General features: G+C 40.0%; 11 protein-coding genes. 5 read left to right on the forward strand and 6 right to left on the reverse strand.

The window, feature by feature from the left end:
• Window position 1: 1 nt before the first annotated feature.
• Window positions 2-739, forward strand: a complete 738-nt coding sequence (gene lptB / locus IPZ59_RS05120; protein ID WP_236138806.1) for an LPS export ABC transporter ATP-binding protein — start codon at window positions 2-4, stop codon at window positions 737-739.
• A complete protein-coding gene (locus tag IPZ59_RS05125; protein ID WP_236138807.1) occupies window positions 739-2,274 on the forward strand; it encodes a GH3 auxin-responsive promoter family protein in 1,536 nt (511 codons plus the stop codon). Before lptB ends, IPZ59_RS05125 begins: the two co-directional genes overlap by 1 nt.
• Before the next feature lie 165 nt (window positions 2,275-2,439).
• Here the strand turns inward: IPZ59_RS05125 and IPZ59_RS05130 are convergent, their stop codons facing one another.
• The 4 genes from IPZ59_RS05130 to IPZ59_RS05145 form a co-directional block, all read right to left on the reverse strand.
• The gene (locus IPZ59_RS05130; protein ID WP_236138808.1) at window positions 2,440-4,263 is read right to left on the reverse strand and encodes a phosphoenolpyruvate carboxykinase (GTP); all 1,824 of its coding nucleotides are present in this window, start codon (window positions 4,261-4,263) and stop codon (window positions 2,440-2,442) included.
• Window positions 4,264-4,459: 196 nt separating this feature from the next.
• Window positions 4,460-5,632 (reverse strand): N-methyl-L-tryptophan oxidase, encoded by a 1,173-nt coding sequence (gene solA, locus IPZ59_RS05135; RefSeq protein WP_236138809.1) that lies wholly within the window; start codon window positions 5,630-5,632, stop codon window positions 4,460-4,462.
• A gap of 236 nt (window positions 5,633-5,868) precedes the next feature.
• Complete coding sequence (locus tag IPZ59_RS05140) at window positions 5,869-8,904, reverse strand: histidine kinase (RefSeq protein WP_236138810.1); 3,036 nt, start codon at window positions 8,902-8,904, stop codon at window positions 5,869-5,871.
• Window positions 8,897-9,607 (reverse strand): LytR/AlgR family response regulator transcription factor, encoded by a 711-nt coding sequence (locus IPZ59_RS05145; RefSeq protein WP_236138811.1) that lies wholly within the window; start codon window positions 9,605-9,607, stop codon window positions 8,897-8,899. The genes IPZ59_RS05140 and IPZ59_RS05145 overlap by 8 nt, the downstream gene beginning before the upstream one ends.
• A gap of 394 nt (window positions 9,608-10,001) precedes the next feature.
• Between IPZ59_RS05145 and IPZ59_RS05150 the strand changes: the two genes are divergently transcribed.
• Together IPZ59_RS05150 and IPZ59_RS05155 are read left to right on the forward strand one after the other, a co-directional pair.
• Window positions 10,002-11,138 carry a DUF4221 family protein gene (locus tag IPZ59_RS05150; RefSeq protein ID WP_236138812.1) on the forward strand — a complete coding sequence of 379 codons (1,137 nt, stop codon included), beginning with the start codon at window positions 10,002-10,004 and terminating at the stop codon, window positions 11,136-11,138.
• 133 nt (window positions 11,139-11,271) lie between these two features.
• A complete protein-coding gene (locus tag IPZ59_RS05155) occupies window positions 11,272-12,429 on the forward strand; it encodes a DUF4221 family protein (RefSeq protein ID WP_236138813.1) in 1,158 nt (385 codons plus the stop codon).
• Between the two features lie 163 nt (window positions 12,430-12,592).
• Here IPZ59_RS05155 and IPZ59_RS05160 read toward each other — a convergent pair whose 3' ends face one another.
• Window positions 12,593-13,606, reverse strand: a complete 1,014-nt coding sequence (locus IPZ59_RS05160) for a dipeptide epimerase (protein WP_236138814.1) — start codon at window positions 13,604-13,606, stop codon at window positions 12,593-12,595.
• A gap of 43 nt (window positions 13,607-13,649) precedes the next feature.
• On the opposite strand from IPZ59_RS05160, the gene IPZ59_RS05165 reads away from it, so the two are divergent.
• Entirely contained in the window at window positions 13,650-15,158 is a 1,509-nt protein-coding gene (locus tag IPZ59_RS05165) for a M14 family metallopeptidase (protein WP_236138815.1), read from the forward strand.
• Between the two features lie 50 nt (window positions 15,159-15,208).
• Here IPZ59_RS05165 and IPZ59_RS05170 read toward each other — a convergent pair whose 3' ends face one another.
• Entirely contained in the window at window positions 15,209-17,383 is a 2,175-nt protein-coding gene (locus IPZ59_RS05170; protein WP_236138816.1) for a TonB-dependent receptor, read from the reverse strand.
• Between the last annotated feature and the right edge of the window lie 104 nt (window positions 17,384-17,487).

The following is a 17,487-nucleotide window of genomic DNA, read 5'->3' on the forward strand; positions in this document are numbered from 1 at the left end:
CATGAAATTACGAGCGGAACATTTGGTAAAAATATACAAAGGAAGAAAAGTGGTCAATGATATCTCTGTTGAAGTGGAGCAAGGAGAAATCGTCGGATTGTTAGGCCCTAATGGGGCAGGTAAGACTACTTCTTTTTATATGATCGTCGGGTTGATCCAGCCTAACGAGGGAGAGATTTACCTAGAAGATCAACAAATCACCAAGCTTCCCATGTACAAGCGTGCCAAGTTGGGTTTGGGCTATTTGGCACAGGAAGCTTCTGTATTTAGGAAACTTTCCGTGGAGGAAAACATCATGGCCGTATTGGAAATGACCAACCAAAACAAAGCTCAACGGAAGGAAAAGGTAGAAAGCCTTTTGGAGGAGTTTAGCTTAACGCATGTTCGAAAGAATCTTGGCATGGTACTTTCTGGAGGAGAACGCAGGAGGACAGAAATAGCGAGAGCCCTCGCTGTGGATCCGAAGTTTGTCTTATTGGATGAGCCATTTGCAGGTGTAGATCCAATCGCCGTAGAAGAAATACAGACCATCGTTGCCAAATTGAAAAATAAGAATATTGGAATTTTGATTACGGATCACAATGTCAATGAGACGTTATCAATTACAGATAGAGCATACTTGATGTTTGAGGGGAAATTATTGAAGGCAGGTACAGCAGAGGAGTTAGCAGCGGATGAGCAAGTGCGAAGGGTCTATCTAGGACAACATTTTGAGCTCAAACGTAAAATTTTTAGCTAATGGAAGTCATCAACTCATTTATGACTTGGGTTTTAAAAAACCGGATTGGTCAGATCGAAAATTTTAAGAAAAACCCCATTGCTGTTCAAGAAGCTCTTTTGGAAGAGCTTTTAGATACAGCGAAGCGGACGGTATTTGGCAAAAAATATGGATTTGCGGAAATCTCCACCTATCAGGAATTTGCTCAGCGTGTACCCGTTGCTGATTATGAAAAATACCAACCAACATTTGAAAGAATTTTAAAAGGAGAACAGGACCTTTTGTGGCCAACCGAAATAGAGTGGTTTTCCAAGTCCTCCGGCACCACTTCGAGTAGAAGCAAATTTATTCCCGTTTCTCAAGAGGCATTGGAAGAATGCCATTTCAAGGCTGGAAAGGACATGCTTTCTTTGTACATTAATAAGTACCCCGACACCAAACTTTTTACGGGAAAAAGTCTAAGTATAGGCGGTAGTCTAAGCAATAACCCCATCGATCCAACGAGTCCTATTCAGGTAGGGGACATTTCTGCAGTTATCATGGAAAACTTGCCATTGTGGGTTCAATTTGCCCGGACCCCTGGACTGGAAGTAGCCTTGATGCCGGAATGGGAGTCAAAGATTGAAGCCATGGCCCGAGAATGTATGGAGGAAAATGTGACTAGTATCGCTGGGGTGCCTACTTGGACGATTGTCTTGATTAAAAAGATTTTGGAGCTTTCTGGTAAGGATAATATCCTTCAAGTCTGGCCAAATCTTGAAGTCTTTTTTCATGGGGCTGTCGCTTTCGGCCCTTATAGAAAGCTTTTTGAGTCCCTTATTCCTTCTCCCAAGATGCGGTATATGGAAACGTACAATGCTTCTGAAGGTTTTTTTGCTATTCAAGATCAAAAGAATTCAGATGAGCTTTTACTTATGTTGGATTATGGAATCTTCTATGAGTTTATCCCGATGGAAGAGTGGGAAAAAGAAGATCCGATCGTAGTTCCGTTAGCAGGAGTCGAGGTTGGTAAAAATTATGCCGTGGTAATCAGTACCAATGCGGGTTTATGGCGATATAAAATCGGTGATACAGTTAAGTTTACGAGTGCTAGCCCCTATCGGTTAAAAATATCCGGACGAACCAAGCATTTTATCAATGCTTTTGGGGAAGAAGTAATTGTGGAAAATGCCGAACAGGCCATTGCCAAAGCAGCGGATTTGACAGATGCTATCATCAAAAACTTCTCGGCAGCCCCAGTCTATTTTGGAGAATCTCAAGACCGTGCAGCGCATGAGTGGATTGTCGAGTTTGAAAAAATGCCTGATTCCCACGAGCGTTTTACCCAAATTTTAGATCAGACACTTCGGGAAATTAATTCAGATTACGATGCTAAAAGACATAAAGACTTGGCACTTGTAAGCCCGAAAGTTCATTTTGTTGGTGAAGGACTATTTGAAAAATGGTTGAAATCTAAAGGTAAATTAGGGGGACAAAACAAAGTTCCTAGATTGTCAAATACAAGGGAACATTTGGAAGAGCTATTGAGACTAATTCCTGAGGGAAAAGGTTTGTAAAATTCTCTTGAATAAGTCTTCTATGGAGAGTAAATGCTTTTTAGGAGCAATAGACTCTGTTTTTTCAGTATTCTTGACAGCATAAAAAAATGTCTTTGGAAACACTTTTCCCAAGAACCGATTAAGATTCAAGTAAAGATTGTTTCCAAAGACAAACTTAACACTTTATCCTACTTCTGGAGCTAATCCTACCGTCTCTGGAGATCTCCAAAGTGCAGAAAGAATCAGTTCTCTCATGAATAAGAATTCTTTTGGAATTTTATCATAGGACTGTTCAAATAGTTCACTGTGCCCGAGCAATTCCTTTTTCCAAGGTTCACGCTCGATGACCATGATGCTGTCGAAATCTTCTTTGGAGAAATCCAATCCAGACCAATCCATATCTTTATAACGTGGTCTCCAGCCTACAGGACACTCAACGGCTGATATTTTACCTTTGCATCGTCCGATGATCCACTTCAAGACTCTCATATTATCTCCAAATCCTGGCCAAATAAAGTTACCATCCTTATCTTTTCTAAACCAGTTGACGCCAAAGATTCTTGGAGCATTTTGAAGGTCTCTACCAAATTGTAACCAATGATTGAAGTAATCGCCCATGTGGTATCCCATGAATGGAAGCATAGCAAATGGATCTCTTCTAACTTTACCAACCTCTCCGAAGGCAGCAGCTGTCATTTCTGAACCCATCGTTGCCGCCATATAGACGCCAAAGTTCCAGTTGAAAGCCTGGTATACAAGTGGTACAGCAGTACTTCTTCTTCCGCCAAATATAAATGCTAAAATAGGAACGCCTTCTGGGTTTTGCCATTCGGAGTCAATCACCGGGTTTTGTTCCGCCGGAGCCGTAAATCTTGAGTTTGGATGAGCAGCGGGTTTTCCAGAGTTCTTATCGTAGGTTTTTCCATGCCAATCGATCAAGCCTTCGGGAACTTCCTTAGTCATTCCTTCCCACCATACATCTCCATCAGGTGTGATAGCCACATTGGTAAAGATGGTGTTTTCTTTCACACTTTCCATCGCAGATGGATTGGTGTGGTAGTTCGTACCAGGTGCTACCCCAAAGTAGCCTGCTTCAGGATTGATAGCATGTAGCTTGCCATCTTTTCCTTTATGGATCCAAGCAATGTCATCTCCAATAGTGGTTATTTTCCATCCTTCCATTTCTTTTGGTGGAAGCATCATGGCAAAGTTGGTTTTTCCACAAGCACTTGGGAATGCCGCAGCTACATAATTTTTATCCCCTTCTGGGCTTTCTACTCCCATGATAAGCATGTGTTCTGCCAGCCAGCCTTCTTCACGTGCCATAGAGGATGCGATTCTCAGGGCGAAACATTTTTTACCTAACAAGGCATTGCCACCGTATCCAGAACCATAAGAAATTATCAATTTATCTTCCGGGAAGTGTGAAATGTACTTGACAGTAGGGTTACATGGCCATTTGACATCTTCTTGCCCTTCTTCCAGTGGAGCACCAAGCGTATGAATACACTTGACGGTTTCATCATCCAAATATGGAAGCACTTGATTTCCTATGCGGGTCATGATTTTCATGTTTACCACCACATATTCAGAATCAGTAATTTCTATTCCATATCGAGATAAAGGAGAGCCTACAGGACCCATGCAGAAAGGGATTACGTACATTGTACGTCCTTTCATACTACCGGCGGTAAGTCCATCCAGGATTTCTTTCATTTCAGTGGGTGCCATCCAATTATTGGTAGGCCCCGCATCTTCCTTTCTTCTACTGCAAATGAATGTCTTATCTTCTACCCTTGCTACATCCGACGGATCAGAAAAGCAAGCAAAGCTATTGGGTCTTTTTGCGGGGTTTAATTTGATAAAGGTGCCTTTGTCTACAAGCATTTGACATAAGCGATCGTACTCTTCTTGAGTGCCATCACACCAGTGTACATTGGTTGGTTGGAAGTGAGCGGCCATTGAGTCAACCCAGGCCTTTAATTCAGTTTTTACTTCAGCGATCATGGCTATCAGTTTTTAATAATGAAACAAAAATTTATTTTGTAGTTTATTTTAGCGAGTTCATCAGCAGGTAATCCAATGGTTTACATGCTCTTCATCATCAAAATTAACTCTTTAATATAAGAAAATAGGTTTAGGCTTGATGATATAAATTTGATCAAAAGATGATTATTCTCATAGGATTTTTGGAAAAAGGTTGTTAAAAATCTATAGATGGCCAATGAAACGCTTTTATTGATAGCATTGAGTCTATTCCAAGCAAGTTGTTCGCAATGGCTTCCCCTAGTCCTGCCGAGTGCTTGAAACCATGCCCACTGCACGCAGAACTCACTAATACCTCTGGAAAGTCAGGTAATCGGTCTACAACAAAATTGGAATCAGGGGTTACTGTATAGAGACATGTCTTGGATCGCAATATGCTAGGGTCGATTCCATTAAATTTTCCTGTTAACTTTTTACTTAAGAAATTTTCTTTTTCCTCCTCACTAACGCTCCTTTGTATGGTATCTGCGTGATGGCTCGCAATAAAAGATTCCGAGGCCATTTTTACCGATACTCCATCTAACGAGGGGAAACCATAGATAAAGTCTTCTGCATTTGGCCCAAATCCCCACATGTATACAGGACAAGTGGTATTTTTGAAATATCCCGGCTTAATGGGCAACCAGTGGAGTACTTGTCTACAAATTTTAAAGTGGCTTCTGTAAAACGCCGGCACAAAATCTTTGACCCATGCTCCTACACTAATGCTGACTTGTCCCGCTTCAATGACTCCCTGGTTAGTTTCGATGATTACTCCTCCTCCTGATATTGGCTTGAGTCCAAGAACTTTTGTATGAGTTTTGATGGCAGCTCCTTGCTTAGTAGCCAAAGACAGTTGACTGGCTACAGCTAACTCTGGGACAACATAGCCCGCACTGGGTTCAAAGTAAACTTGACCTGTATCTTCTAAGTTAAATTCCCTAAATCTTTTTTTAAGCTCTTTATTATCAAAAACCTCATAGGGGATATCTGCTCGACGTGCAAAATTTACCGTACGTTCAAAAAAACCTTCGGATCCATGTTTCGCCCATGCTTGGTTTCCTGAATCCATTAAGATACCTCCAATTTGATAGAATAGTTTTTCATCAGTTGCTTGCTGTATCTCCTGCCAAATTTCATGAGAGCGTTGTACCAAAGGAATAAAATCAAAACCTTCTCCTACAGCAAGTCTACTGATTCTGGTTTCCCCATGGGTGGATCCAAGTTCATGGGGAGGAGCAAATTGATCAACCCCTAGTATCTTTTTTCCATGTTTGCTTAATTGATATAAAGTAGCTGCTCCAACAGCTCCAAGACCGATGACGGCAATATCCACGGTTGTTATATTCATAGATCAAAAGTTACTAAAAAATGTGTTTGCTTATTTAAAACAAAAAAATAAAAAAACCGGCTTCGTCTTCACCCTGAACCCAGCCGGTTTTAAAAAATAAAAGAAATAAAGAATAACCTTATTTCTTTCCAAATATAAAAACAAAAAAAATACGAAAATGGCAAATTGAGTAAGTGTCGAAAATTAGAGCAAAAGTGTCGATTTTTGTAAATATTCGTTGAAGGTATGACCTGATATTACCCTATTTTCTCCATCGGTCCATGAGTATTCACCGGAATTTTCACCCTAATTTCTGTACCAAACTGTTCTTTACTGACGATTGAAATTGCTTCGGGAAGCGCCTTGGGAAGTAAGCCGATTCTTTCTGAAACTAGCTCTAATCCCCGGCTTCTATGAGACTTTTGAGATTTAGGAGCGATCCCTATTCCGTTATCCCAAATGATACATGTGATATTTCCCATACTCACTTTTTCAAATGACACGCGAATAATGGGCTGCTCAATTGCCGGAGGAAATGCATGAACAAAAGCATTTTCAATAAATGGTTGAATCAACATTGGCGGGATATCGATAAATTCAGGGTCCAAACTTTCGTCAAGCGACACTTCCCACTGTATTCTGTTGCCCATCCGCTCATTTTCTACTGACATGTAGCTTCTTAAATAATCAATTTCGGAGCTCAACCTGATTTGATTGTTTTTAGTGTTATCGAGGGTCTTACGAATCAGCAGAGAAAATTTACTCAAAAAGTCCATCGCTTTTTCGGTATCATTTTTCAAAATGAAATATTGAATGGAGTTAATTGCATTGAAAATAAAATGAGGATTCATCTGACTTCGAAGTGCCTCTATTTTTGTTTCTGCAATCTTCCTTTGTATAGCCTCAGCTTCCCTGATTTGAGCGACTCTGATTTGGAAAATCCCAAGAATCAACAGGCTTAGTAGGAGGATCACCAGTAAAATAAACCAGGCCTCTAAGTATATTGGAGGCATAATTCGAATTGTAAACAAGGAGAAGTATTCACTTTTTCCCGAATGAAGATCGAAAACCTCGATTTCAATGGAGTAATTTCCATGGTTCAGGTTTGTAAGGAAAATTTCATTACTCCTGCTGAAGGGAGTCCACTCCTGTTCGCTAGTTATTCTGTATCGGTATTGGAGCTTTTCTGGATAGAGTAATGTATGTGGCTGTACTTGTATACTAATAGAAACTGGTGGATTTTTTAAGCTGATATTACCAGGATGATAATTAAACCATCGGTTTTCTACTGATTTTATTTTCTCATAATTCACCAATAGTTTGGTGACTTTAAGTTCGTAAGATTGGTACGTGTCTTTTAACAAAGAGGGTAGATGAATGCTAACATAGGCGTCTTCATAGCCCAAGTACAAAGTTTCATGGATAATTTTAAAACTCTTGATAAGTGTTTTTCTCAATCCCTGTTCTTCATCAATGAGTTTGACCACTCCATTTTGGTAGACATTTACTCCCTTTTCAGTTAGAATAAAGAGTGCATCAGCATAGGTTTTTACTCCTACAATCGAATTTCCGTAAATTTTTGATTTTGGAATGTGAAGCAGCTCTTTAAACTCTTTTCCATCCTCGATTACAAAAATATCTCCAAATTCCGCCCCAACAATCAGCTGATTAGCCGTAGTAGCGTAAATGCTTTTGATTTTTTCTACATCCCATACGCCGTTTTCTTTTAATGAGAACAATCCATTTTTGTCCAGTCTGAACAATCCTGCAAACACCGATGCAAAATAAGTTCGATCTTCTTTTCCAATGATTTGAGAAAGCATATTGGGAGTGTTGGGATCACTGGTCGAATAATGGGTATACCTGTCAGGTGAATTGAGGTCAGGGTAGATGCGCATACCTCCAAAGGGGTTGCTTTCTATGAGATAACCCTCCGGCGTAAATCCAAACACAAAGGTGTGTAGGGGAAGGTAACGGACAATACTGCCTTTTTTTGACACTTCGTATAGACCAATATTGCTATTAATCCAGTAAGATTCTTGATTGACTTTTAGTCCATAAAAAATAATTTCTCTCGACGTTAGCTGTTCATTCAATTCATAAAAATCATCCTCAATGGAAGGGATCCAAGATCTAGCATTCTTGAAATACCTAGCTTGAGCACGTTTGAACTCATTTTTAGATACTAGCATCTTGTTTGCCTGAATAAAAAGACCATTACTTTGAAGTATCACGTCCAGTGTATCGATCCCGGCAAATCCCAAAATCTCATGGTTATTGGATTCAAATAAAAGTAACCGTTTAGATAAATTGATTTCATACAACCCCTTATCCAAGCTTCCTACATATAAAATATCTGAACGTGGATTATAAGCCATAGACCAAAGATTGGAACTCTTAATATTCAATGGTTGATTTAAGGGGTTTAAATTTTCACTGCCTATACCAAAGACTCCACCATTTGGACTATAGAGTCCCATTCCAGCCGCTAGGAGTCCAAAGTTCTCGGTTTGGTGAAATTTATAAAAATTGGTGCTACTCTGAGTATAGTTCGGAGTTGGATTGGTAGATAGAAAAGACGTGAGGGGATATTGGCTGATTTGTTCTCTACCCGCAATATATAGTAGTGAATCATCGTGATGGATGCTGTAAATATATTCTAATGAGTTAATTAATTCAGCGCGATATGCACCAGCTGATGATGGTACTACTTCATATACGCCATTGCGATAGGTAGTGTAAAAAAAGCGATTTTCGTATTCAAAAAAACCTGAAATGAAGTTGAGCGCTTCATCTCCTTGACTATCGGATACACGAATTACTTCTAAGGTTTTTGTATGGATAAGATTAAGTCCGTTGGTTGTGCCAACCCATACATGGTCACCAAATACATGCATGCTTCGTATGAAAGGGGTATAGAGGCCTTCTTTTATTTGATGAAATGTATTTCCGTCAAACATGCTAACCCCACCACCATAACTACCAAACCACACCTGTCCATGATGGTCTTCTGTGATGTCCCAACAGCTATTGAATGCAAGCCCATCCTCCATGAAGAAGGAAAGAAATTCATTGTTTTGTTTGACAGAAACACCGTTTTCTGTACCTATCCAAAGCATTTCGCGTGAATCAAGGAAGAGTGAGCGGATAGCATTGTTTGGTAAGCCCTCTGCTATAGAAAAATTTTTGGTAATCTGCTGCTGAGCCTCAACTTGAGGAAGTAGTCCCCAGATAAGTCCAATCACCCAAATAGTTTTTGCTTGTGTCAGCCAGATTCTAATATGCTTATTCAAAGTTAAATAGTAGGGTTTTTCTACGGATAGATACACTAATCTCTTTACCTGAACGCATCACAATCTTACTTTCGGAGCGAATAAATCGTTGGATTTCCTTCATATTGACCAAATAGGATTGGTGAACCCTGACAAATTGTTCATTCGGAAGCAGTTCTTCAATAGCTCCTAGAGTTTTCGTTAGGGTGATGTACTCTCCGTTAGTCTTGTAAATGATTGTGTAGTTTTTTTGAGCTTCGCAGTAGCTAATCTCATCATGCTTGATAAATTCCAGTCCATAAATGGTACTAAAAGCACTGATATTAAGAACTTCTGATTTTTTAGTTTTTTTCTTTTCAGAGGATTGCTTGGAAAGGTATCGAAAGATGGTTTTTTGAAATTCTTGAGCGTCCAAAGGTTTGAGTAAATAATCGAAAGCATCTTTTTTGATAGCTTGAAGTACATGTTCTTCATGTGCTGTCAAAAAAATCACATCAAAGTTTCTTGGCTCCACAATATCCAACAAATCTAAGCCACTCTGATTTGGCATTTGAATATCTAATAACACCAAGTCGGGTTCTTGATTGTGAATAGCTACTAACGCATCCTTTACATCGCTACATTTTCCAATCACCTTTAATAGCCCTGAAAAATATTTTTGAATAAATATTTCTGTATTTTCTTGCGCATGAAATTCATCATCGACTATTAATACATTTAACATAATTGGGTGGGAGAATACTGGGTGACTTTTCAATAGTAAAATTATTGAAAAGAAGATTTTCAAAAAATACCCGATTATGGGTATTTTTTGCCTTTTTTAGACTAAAAAGTTGGGTTGAAATTGATAAAATATAACATTTTTAATATCATTGCCTCATCGGTGTCAAAATATTCATATTTTAAAAAGTTGATGTTAGTTTGTAATATTTCTAAATCAAACTGGAAATAATGGGCCTTTGATTCGCAAATATTTGTTTTCAGGAGGATTCGTGTGCGTTAAAACAAAAATTAAAAGTAGCATGAACATGAATCTTGATTTAACTTTTTTTCCTGAATAGTTTATTTTAGTTGATTACTTAATATCTTTAGCTATCCTATAGGCACGTGTTTATTTCATGAAAAAAATAATTTGTATTCTGCTTAGTGGCTACCTATTTGCTTGTCAATCATCTGAAAAAGATACTATAGATAGCTTTGCATCTTTTGAACTCACGATAGACACCGTCATGGTGGATTCCAAAGATGAAATTCTGATGGCAGCCGTCAATTCATTTTCTCATAGCTACACATTGGATTCCAAGACCTTAATCAATTGGTCTTTTGATGCATCTGAATTGGAAATGGTGGATTTGGAGAAGTTTGAACTCGTAAAAAAAGTTCGTATTGAAAAAGAAGGACCTGATGGGGTGGGACCAAATGCGTATCAGTTTCAGCTTTTGTCCAATGACCGGTATGCATTTATCGGTTGGGATGATAAAATTGTGATCACAGATTCGGATGGAAAAGTCGTTGATAGGTTAAGCTTGGATAAGCCTTGGATGTTGGAACAAAAAGGGGAAAAAGAATCGCTATCATTTTTAGGTTTTTCCGAGGATGGAAATACCATTTTTTGCAAGTTTTTAAACTTTGAAACATTAAACCCAGACGTGCTTGCGTTGGATTTGGTCAATGAAAGCAGCCGCATCATCCCAATGCCAGTCTTTCAATTGATGGATAAATATAAAGTGAAGTGGACTTCTGATGATGGCCGAAGTATGTCTATGTGGCATCCCTCTCATGACATGCTTCCTTGGAAAAGCGAGCTATTATTTTTTACTAACGCCTTGAATAGCATCTACAAGTACTCAATGGCAACTGACTCGTTAAGTTTATGGACTTATGAAAACCAGCTAACAGCCAGCAGCAAAACTGGAACTTACAAAAATGAAACCTCAAGCATGGAAGAAATGAGGGCTGAAACAGCTAAAATCTACCAAGAGGTGACCTTTACACTGCCCTTATGGGACGAACAAAAGCAGGTATTCTATAGAATTAGCTACCTAGACCTACCAAAAGTAGGGGAAGATCCAGTGAAAAAGCGGGTCTTTTTAAGTGTTTTGAGTCCCAACTTCGAATTACTAGGGGAAAAGGAATTGACCATGCTGTCTTTTGATAAGACCCCATCACCCAAGTTTGTAAAAGATGGAAAGCTATATTTATATCTAAACCTAGAAGATGAATTGGCTTATATACGGGTATCTATTAATGATTAATTACATAAACCAATGATATGCTATGCGTTGGATAATCAACAGAAACCGCTTGTGTTTTTCAGTTTGATTCTAGCCGTGCTTGTGGATGATCATCAAGTATTTCAGTTGTTTCTGCACCAAAACTAAAAAATGTATGAAAATTTCTTTCAAAACCTTTTCCTCACTTTTAGTGATAGCTATCCTAGCTTTTGCCTGTAATAAAAGTGATCAACAAAGTGGGTATGGGTATGCTGAATTGACATTTAGCATGGATACGGTCATGATCGATGCTGGGGAAGATGTGATTTATTTGAATGATAATCTGTTCATGTCAGATGCCACAGCTGATGGAAAGCTTTTGTACAATTTCAACCGGCGGGAAAATATCATGGAAACCATTGATTTGGATAATCTTCAACTTATTGGTAAAACCACCTTTGAAAAGGAGGGTCCCAATAGTATCGGTACTTTTTTAAGTGGTTTTTCTGCTTCAGAAAATAATAATTTATTGATGTGGAGCTATGGACTGACAGCAGAGTTTTCGAGTGATGCCATCAAGTTGAAAGATTTTCCTGTACTTCAGTCCATAGGTATTCCCAAAGATGATAGTTCTGTGTATCCATCTAGGTTGCTTAAAGTAAGCGGTACAGAGGATAGAGTGGTTGCTTTGTTTATAGAATGGAGTACTCGACGGTACTTTTTGGTGGATGTAGAAGGAGAAGAAGCAGAGGTAATCGAGTTACCAGCTTTCGAAAAATTGAAAGAGGCTTCTACAGATATTCTCTATGATGGACAATGGGCAGGAAGTTTTGGGTCCGGGGTGAGTTCTTCAGTGCATGGTGATAAATTGCTCATTAGCAATTCAGTTTTTAATGAATTGTATACCTACGATCCAGCTACTCGTACGCTAGCCGAAAAATCATGGGATGGACCTTTGGTGGGCAAGCAGCGTACCTACATGGGTCCCAAAAGCGTAGAGGGTGAAAGCCCGCAACAATATGAAGAGATGAAAAAAGTAGAAGAGGATTTTACGTTTACAAGTTTCCTTTGGGACGCGCAACACGAACGATATTATCGTTTTTCATACCAAAAGACCTTTGGAGAAGAAAAGGAAGAATGGGGATTTTATAAAGCCACGGGGATAAAGCTTTACCTGAGTGTTTTTGATAAGAATTTAGACCTATTAGGAGAATCGCAAGTGCCAATTTCCATGGATAGGTTCAGTAAGGTATTTGTCAAGGATGGTAAAATCTGGATTTACCAAAATATGGATGATGAGCTGGGGTTTGTGAGGTTGAAGCTGGGGTTATAATAAATCTTACTCTGGGCTATTTTCGAAAATTTCATTGAACAACTCATTCATGTTTACTAATTGGTTGAACTTTTTCGCTTTTAGTCCATTTGTGAGTTTTTTATCATCTGTCCATTATTTTGCATCTAATTCAATGGTAAGTGCTACGAATGGAGTATCATTTTCAAACCAATAACTCCGCACCTATCCCAGGCCCATCAGGGAAGGTGATGGAAGTAGGGGTGATCTGAACTCCTTGGGCGATGTCCTGCGCTAGCAACATGGCCCCATCCATATCTACATAATCCAATAGTGGAGCTATGTGAGCAATAGCAGTTATCCCTACCGAAGATTCTGTCATGCAGCCGACCATCGTCTTCATTCCCAAACTTTTTGCCTCATGGATCATACGTAACCCCGGGGTAATTCCTCCCGCTTTCACCAGTTTGACGTTGATCCCGTGAAACAGGCCATGGCATTTTTTCACATCCGCCTCTACGATGCAACTTTCATCAGCCATGACAGGTAACTTTGAGTATTTGAATACCTCAGCCATACCTTCTAAGTCATCCTTCCCAAGGGGTTGCTCCATAAATTCCACACCCAACGCAGCCAATTCCTTCGAATAGCGAATAGCCTGATCAGCCGTCCAAGCACAATTGGCGTCGATACGGAATGTTGAATTTGTATGCTTGCGCAACTCACGGATAATTTCCAAATCTTGATCGGTTCCCAACTTGATTTTATACAAAGGCCAATCCACCTCCTTCATTTTGGAAACCATCTTGTCTAGGGTATCTATCCCGATGGTAAAATTTGTCAAGGGGATATTCCCGGGATTTAATCCCAAGTACTCGTACAGTTTTTTTCCTTCTTTCTTGGTAAAAATATCCCAAGCAGCTAAGTCCAAAGCACATTGTGCAAATGGATTATCTTTGAAAATGTCTTTCCCCAATTCCCACAGATGCTCCGGGCTGCTCCAATTTCCCTGTTCTACTAACTGACGTGCCGATTCTAATCGCTCACATATATTGGCTGAGGTCATCCCGTAAAAAGGATTGGTGGTCGTTTCTCCCAGCCCATAACAATCACCATCGCTAATTTTGACAATGATGGTGTCTTGCACATCCCTGCTTTGATGGGCAATGGTAAAGGTATGTTTCAAGGGAAGGTCGCGTACAAAGAATTCGAGTTTCATGGAGAATTTTTTGGGTTTTAGACAAAAGTAAATTTATTTTTTTATGAAAGTTTCTACCTTGGTACAAAATATTATGGCTGCTATGAAAATCAATGTTCAATCCTTCTTCCTTTTCCTTGTTGCATGCTTGACTTTACTTGCCTGTAACCCTAAATCGTCTCAACCAGTAATAGACGCTTCCATATACGAACAGGCCTTTGAGCAATACAAAGAACCAAGCGTGGACTATCGACGATTCAAATATGCGGATGTCATTCACTTAGTCACTGGAAGAAGCGATTCATTTGAAGTGGAGGAGGTAGGTAAGTCTATTTTAGGCAAGTCTATTTACCAAATGAGCATGGGTAATGGACCAACCAAAGTTCTCCTATGGTCTCAGATGCATGGAAATGAAGCGACGGCAACCATGGCCCTATTTGATTTATTCAATTTTTTAGAGGGTTCTGATGATGGTTTTGATGACTTAAGGTCCAAACTCAAGTCCCAACTGACCCTACGCTTTATCCCTATGCTCAATCCTGATGGGATGGATCTATGGATCCGAAGAAATGCCTACGATATTGATCTGAATAGAGATGCTCTAGCGCTGACTTCTCCGGAAGCGGTAATTTTGAAACACGCGCGTGATAGCTTCGAACCGATGTTTGGCTTCAACCTGCATGATCAGCAGACCTATTACACAGTTGGAGAGACGGGCAAACCTGCTACAATTTCAGTATTAGCTCCTGCTTACAATTATGCCACGGAAGTAAATGATGTTCGCAAAAGAGCCATGCAGGTCATTGTGGGGATGAATTCCTTAATGGAGCAAATTGAGCCGGGACATGTGGGTAAATATGATGATGCATTTGAACCACGAGCTTTTGGGGATAATATCCAAAAATGGGGTACGAGTACAATTCTAATCGAATCCGGTGGCTATCCCAACGATCCCGAAAAACAAATAATCCGCAAATACAATTTTATGATTATGCTGCATGCGCTGGAGCAAATTGCAGACAAAACCTATGAAGCGTACTCCTTGGATGACTATTATGCCATACCTGATAATACACTTCGCCTCATGGATTTGGTGATTCGAAATCTACCCTTAACCTTAGATGAGCAATCGTACACAGTGGATTTGGGTATTCGCAGAAGAGAAGCCGATGCACATGGGGATTATTATGTCAACGCTGTTGTCGATGATTTAGGAGACCTGTCCATATTTTATGGATACGATGAATTGGATGCTACAGGTATGCATGTTGTGGAAGGGAAAACTTTTGAGACCCCTTTCAAAGAACTTTCGGAAATTTCCAAAGAGAAGGCATTTGAACTTTTAAAAGAAGGTTATCTAGCGGTACGTGTACAAAATGCACTGGATAGGGAGTTGCACCAATTACCGATACAAGTGTTGAAAAATGGAAGTCTTAGCAATGCGTTTAAAACCGGGGCTAATTCCAATTTTTACCTGGAGCAATCCGGAAAGCTTCGATATGCAATTGTCAATGGATACTTGATTGATCTAGAAACTTCTGTTGATGGTTTGTACAAAATGAGAGTGCTTTAATTAAGGAAGTATGCAGATAAGGCTTATCCAAATCTGCATACTTTGCTAAGTTACAGTCTGATTTTTATCCCTCCATTGATTACAAATCCATCCAAAGGAGCATAAATTTCCCTAAACATAGGGTTATTGATACTGCCAGTAAAGATGCTGTCAAATCGTGTTTGTCTCGCATCGAGGAAGTTTTCAAAGTTGATATACACTGAAAAGCGTTCCCACATTTTTTCTGCCATGAATCCCATAATCCAATAGGACTGTCCTACCGAACCATCGGAAAGCTGTTGTGGGCTAAAGTAATAAGACTCCCAACCCACGCGTATTTCATCGTGGACTTCATAAAATAGAACGGAGTTGAGTCTATGCTTGGGGGTCAATGGGTATGTATTGCTTGTTCCTTGGCGGATGATCCGTGCATCTGTATACGAATAACCCATCAACCATTTGAAATCTCTCCATTCCCATTTCACATTGGTCTCCATTCCTCTGGTGTCCACATATCCGTCAATATTTTGTAACTGAAATGTATTGACACTCCCCCCTACTGTTTCCAAAAATAAAGGACGGTCCAAATAGGTGTAGAAAAACAGATGGTTGATGCTTACAAAAAGCGCATCATCCAATAGTCCCGTTTTGTAATTTACATCCCAATTAAGTCCATAGGAGCGTTCCAGGACATTGCTAGCAGGTTGAATTGGAAGGACGTTTTGGTACTGCAACCGTTCGGTTTCCTCCGTGAAAATAGTTGGTGCTTTGTACCCCAAGCCCCCACCAAATCGACTACTGAAATTAGCATTGGCTTTCCATAGCATGGCTACTCTAGGCAATACGGCCCAACCATAATCCGGTACATAATCCGTACGTAACCCACTTTCCAAAATCCACTGTGGCTGTATGGTCCAAGTGTTTTGTGCGAAAAGCCCATAGGTTTGTAAATGATAGCTTCTATCCAGCACTTGGTCCTGATCGATAAATTGTTCGGTGTACACGTTGGCACCCATCACCCAATCACTTTTGGTTTTATCAACTTGGTAATTTACTTCACTAAAGCTTGACCATTGTTGTCCCTGAAAGAGATAATTGTTGGTGGTCAGGCTTCTATCAAAGAAATTCACGGCATTTTTTACTTGCAAGCGTTTATTTTCATCTAGTTCATGATTCAATTGAAATTGGGAATTAATCCGAAAGCTCCTATTCTCCTCAAAGAATGCATTCGCAGGAGCATCTTGATTACGCAAAAGGGCCATGTTGCCACCTTTTCTATCCTCCTGGTTCATGTTGATTCCAAATTCAACGCTTGTTTGATTGCTTGGGTAGTAAAATAGGCGAGGATTAAAGGTGTAGCGTTGAAACTTTGGGATAGCTGAAAGCCCAATATCCGCTGGGTCAAAAGGACTATTGGCATTGTACGCAGCGAAGATGGTGCTGCCCCATTTGCCATTTCGCTTTCCATGAAATCCCGAAATATCAAATCCTCCTGCATTGGTGCCATTTAGTAAGAAGGAAGTTTCTCCTTCCTCCGTAGGCCGTTTGGAGATTAAATTGACCAAACCAGCGATGGCTCCTCCTCCATAGAGGGTGGAAGCAGAACCCTTCAATACTTCCACCTGCTGCAAATCCAGCGGGGGTATTTGGAGCAAGGAAAGTCCAGAAGCTGCTCCAGAGTACAAGGGAAAGCCATCTTTTAGTAATTGAGTGTAGCGACCATCTAACCCTTGGATTCGGATAGCGGCATTGGCAGAAGTAGGGGAAGTCACTTGAACCATAATGCCTGTGCTTTCACTCAAGAGTAAGCGGATATCACCAGGCTTCATGTTGGCTTTTTCCTCCAATTCTTCCCCGGCTATCAGTTCGATTCTCGTTGGAATATCAGCGATTGTTCGAGAGGAGCGGGTAGATTGCACCACTACCTCATCCATATCCCCATGTTCTTCATGCATGTGGATAATGGTCATTGCTGTCTCGGTCGGCAATGTCAACGTTACCCGTTTTCGTTCATAGCCTATCAATGATAGTTGAAGTTGATAGGTACCCATGGTTAAGTTTTCGAAAGAAACCATCCCATCGGCATCTGTCACCCCTCCGCTGTTGGTTCCTGTAATTTTGACAATGACTCCTGGAATGGGAGTTTCGTCGTGTTCATCAATTATTTGAAGCTTAAGGCTTGCTGTTTGTGCCGATACAAGAGAGCAAAGCATGGCAAGCCACAAGCTGAATACTAGTTTTTTCATGCTTGTTTGACGTTATACTGGAAAATTTTTGAGCTTATATACAGGCACACAACATCCTACTGATCATTTACTCAGTGGGAGAAAATGGGCATGCACCTGTTTGG

The sequence above is a fragment of the Mongoliitalea daihaiensis genome, from assembly GCF_021596945.1.
Taxonomy (GTDB): domain Bacteria; phylum Bacteroidota; class Bacteroidia; order Cytophagales; family Cyclobacteriaceae; genus Mongoliitalea; species Mongoliitalea daihaiensis.

What these genes read in the sequence shown, in the direction of transcription:
- IPZ59_RS05150 (WP_236138812.1), top strand. Translation starts at nt 10,002, where the DNA reads ATGAAAAAAATAATTTGTATTCTGCTTAGTGGCTACCTATTTGCTTGT.
- lptB (WP_236138806.1), top strand. Translation starts at nt 2, where the DNA reads ATGAAATTACGAGCGGAACATTTGGTAAAAATATACAAAGGAAGAAAA.
- IPZ59_RS05125 (WP_236138807.1), top strand. Translation starts at nt 739, where the DNA reads ATGGAAGTCATCAACTCATTTATGACTTGGGTTTTAAAAAACCGGATT.
- IPZ59_RS05130 (WP_236138808.1), bottom strand. Translation starts at nt 4,263, where the DNA reads ATGATCGCTGAAGTAAAAACTGAATTAAAGGCCTGGGTTGACTCAATG.
- IPZ59_RS05160 (WP_236138814.1), bottom strand. Translation starts at nt 13,606, where the DNA reads ATGAAACTCGAATTCTTTGTACGCGACCTTCCCTTGAAACATACCTTT.
- solA (WP_236138809.1), bottom strand. Translation starts at nt 5,632, where the DNA reads ATGAATATAACAACCGTGGATATTGCCGTCATCGGTCTTGGAGCTGTT.
- IPZ59_RS05170 (WP_236138816.1), bottom strand. Translation starts at nt 17,383, where the DNA reads ATGAAAAAACTAGTATTCAGCTTGTGGCTTGCCATGCTTTGCTCTCTT.
- IPZ59_RS05155 (WP_236138813.1), top strand. Translation starts at nt 11,272, where the DNA reads ATGAAAATTTCTTTCAAAACCTTTTCCTCACTTTTAGTGATAGCTATC.
- IPZ59_RS05165 (WP_236138815.1), top strand. Translation starts at nt 13,650, where the DNA reads ATGAAAGTTTCTACCTTGGTACAAAATATTATGGCTGCTATGAAAATC.
- IPZ59_RS05145 (WP_236138811.1), bottom strand. Translation starts at nt 9,607, where the DNA reads ATGTTAAATGTATTAATAGTCGATGATGAATTTCATGCGCAAGAAAAT.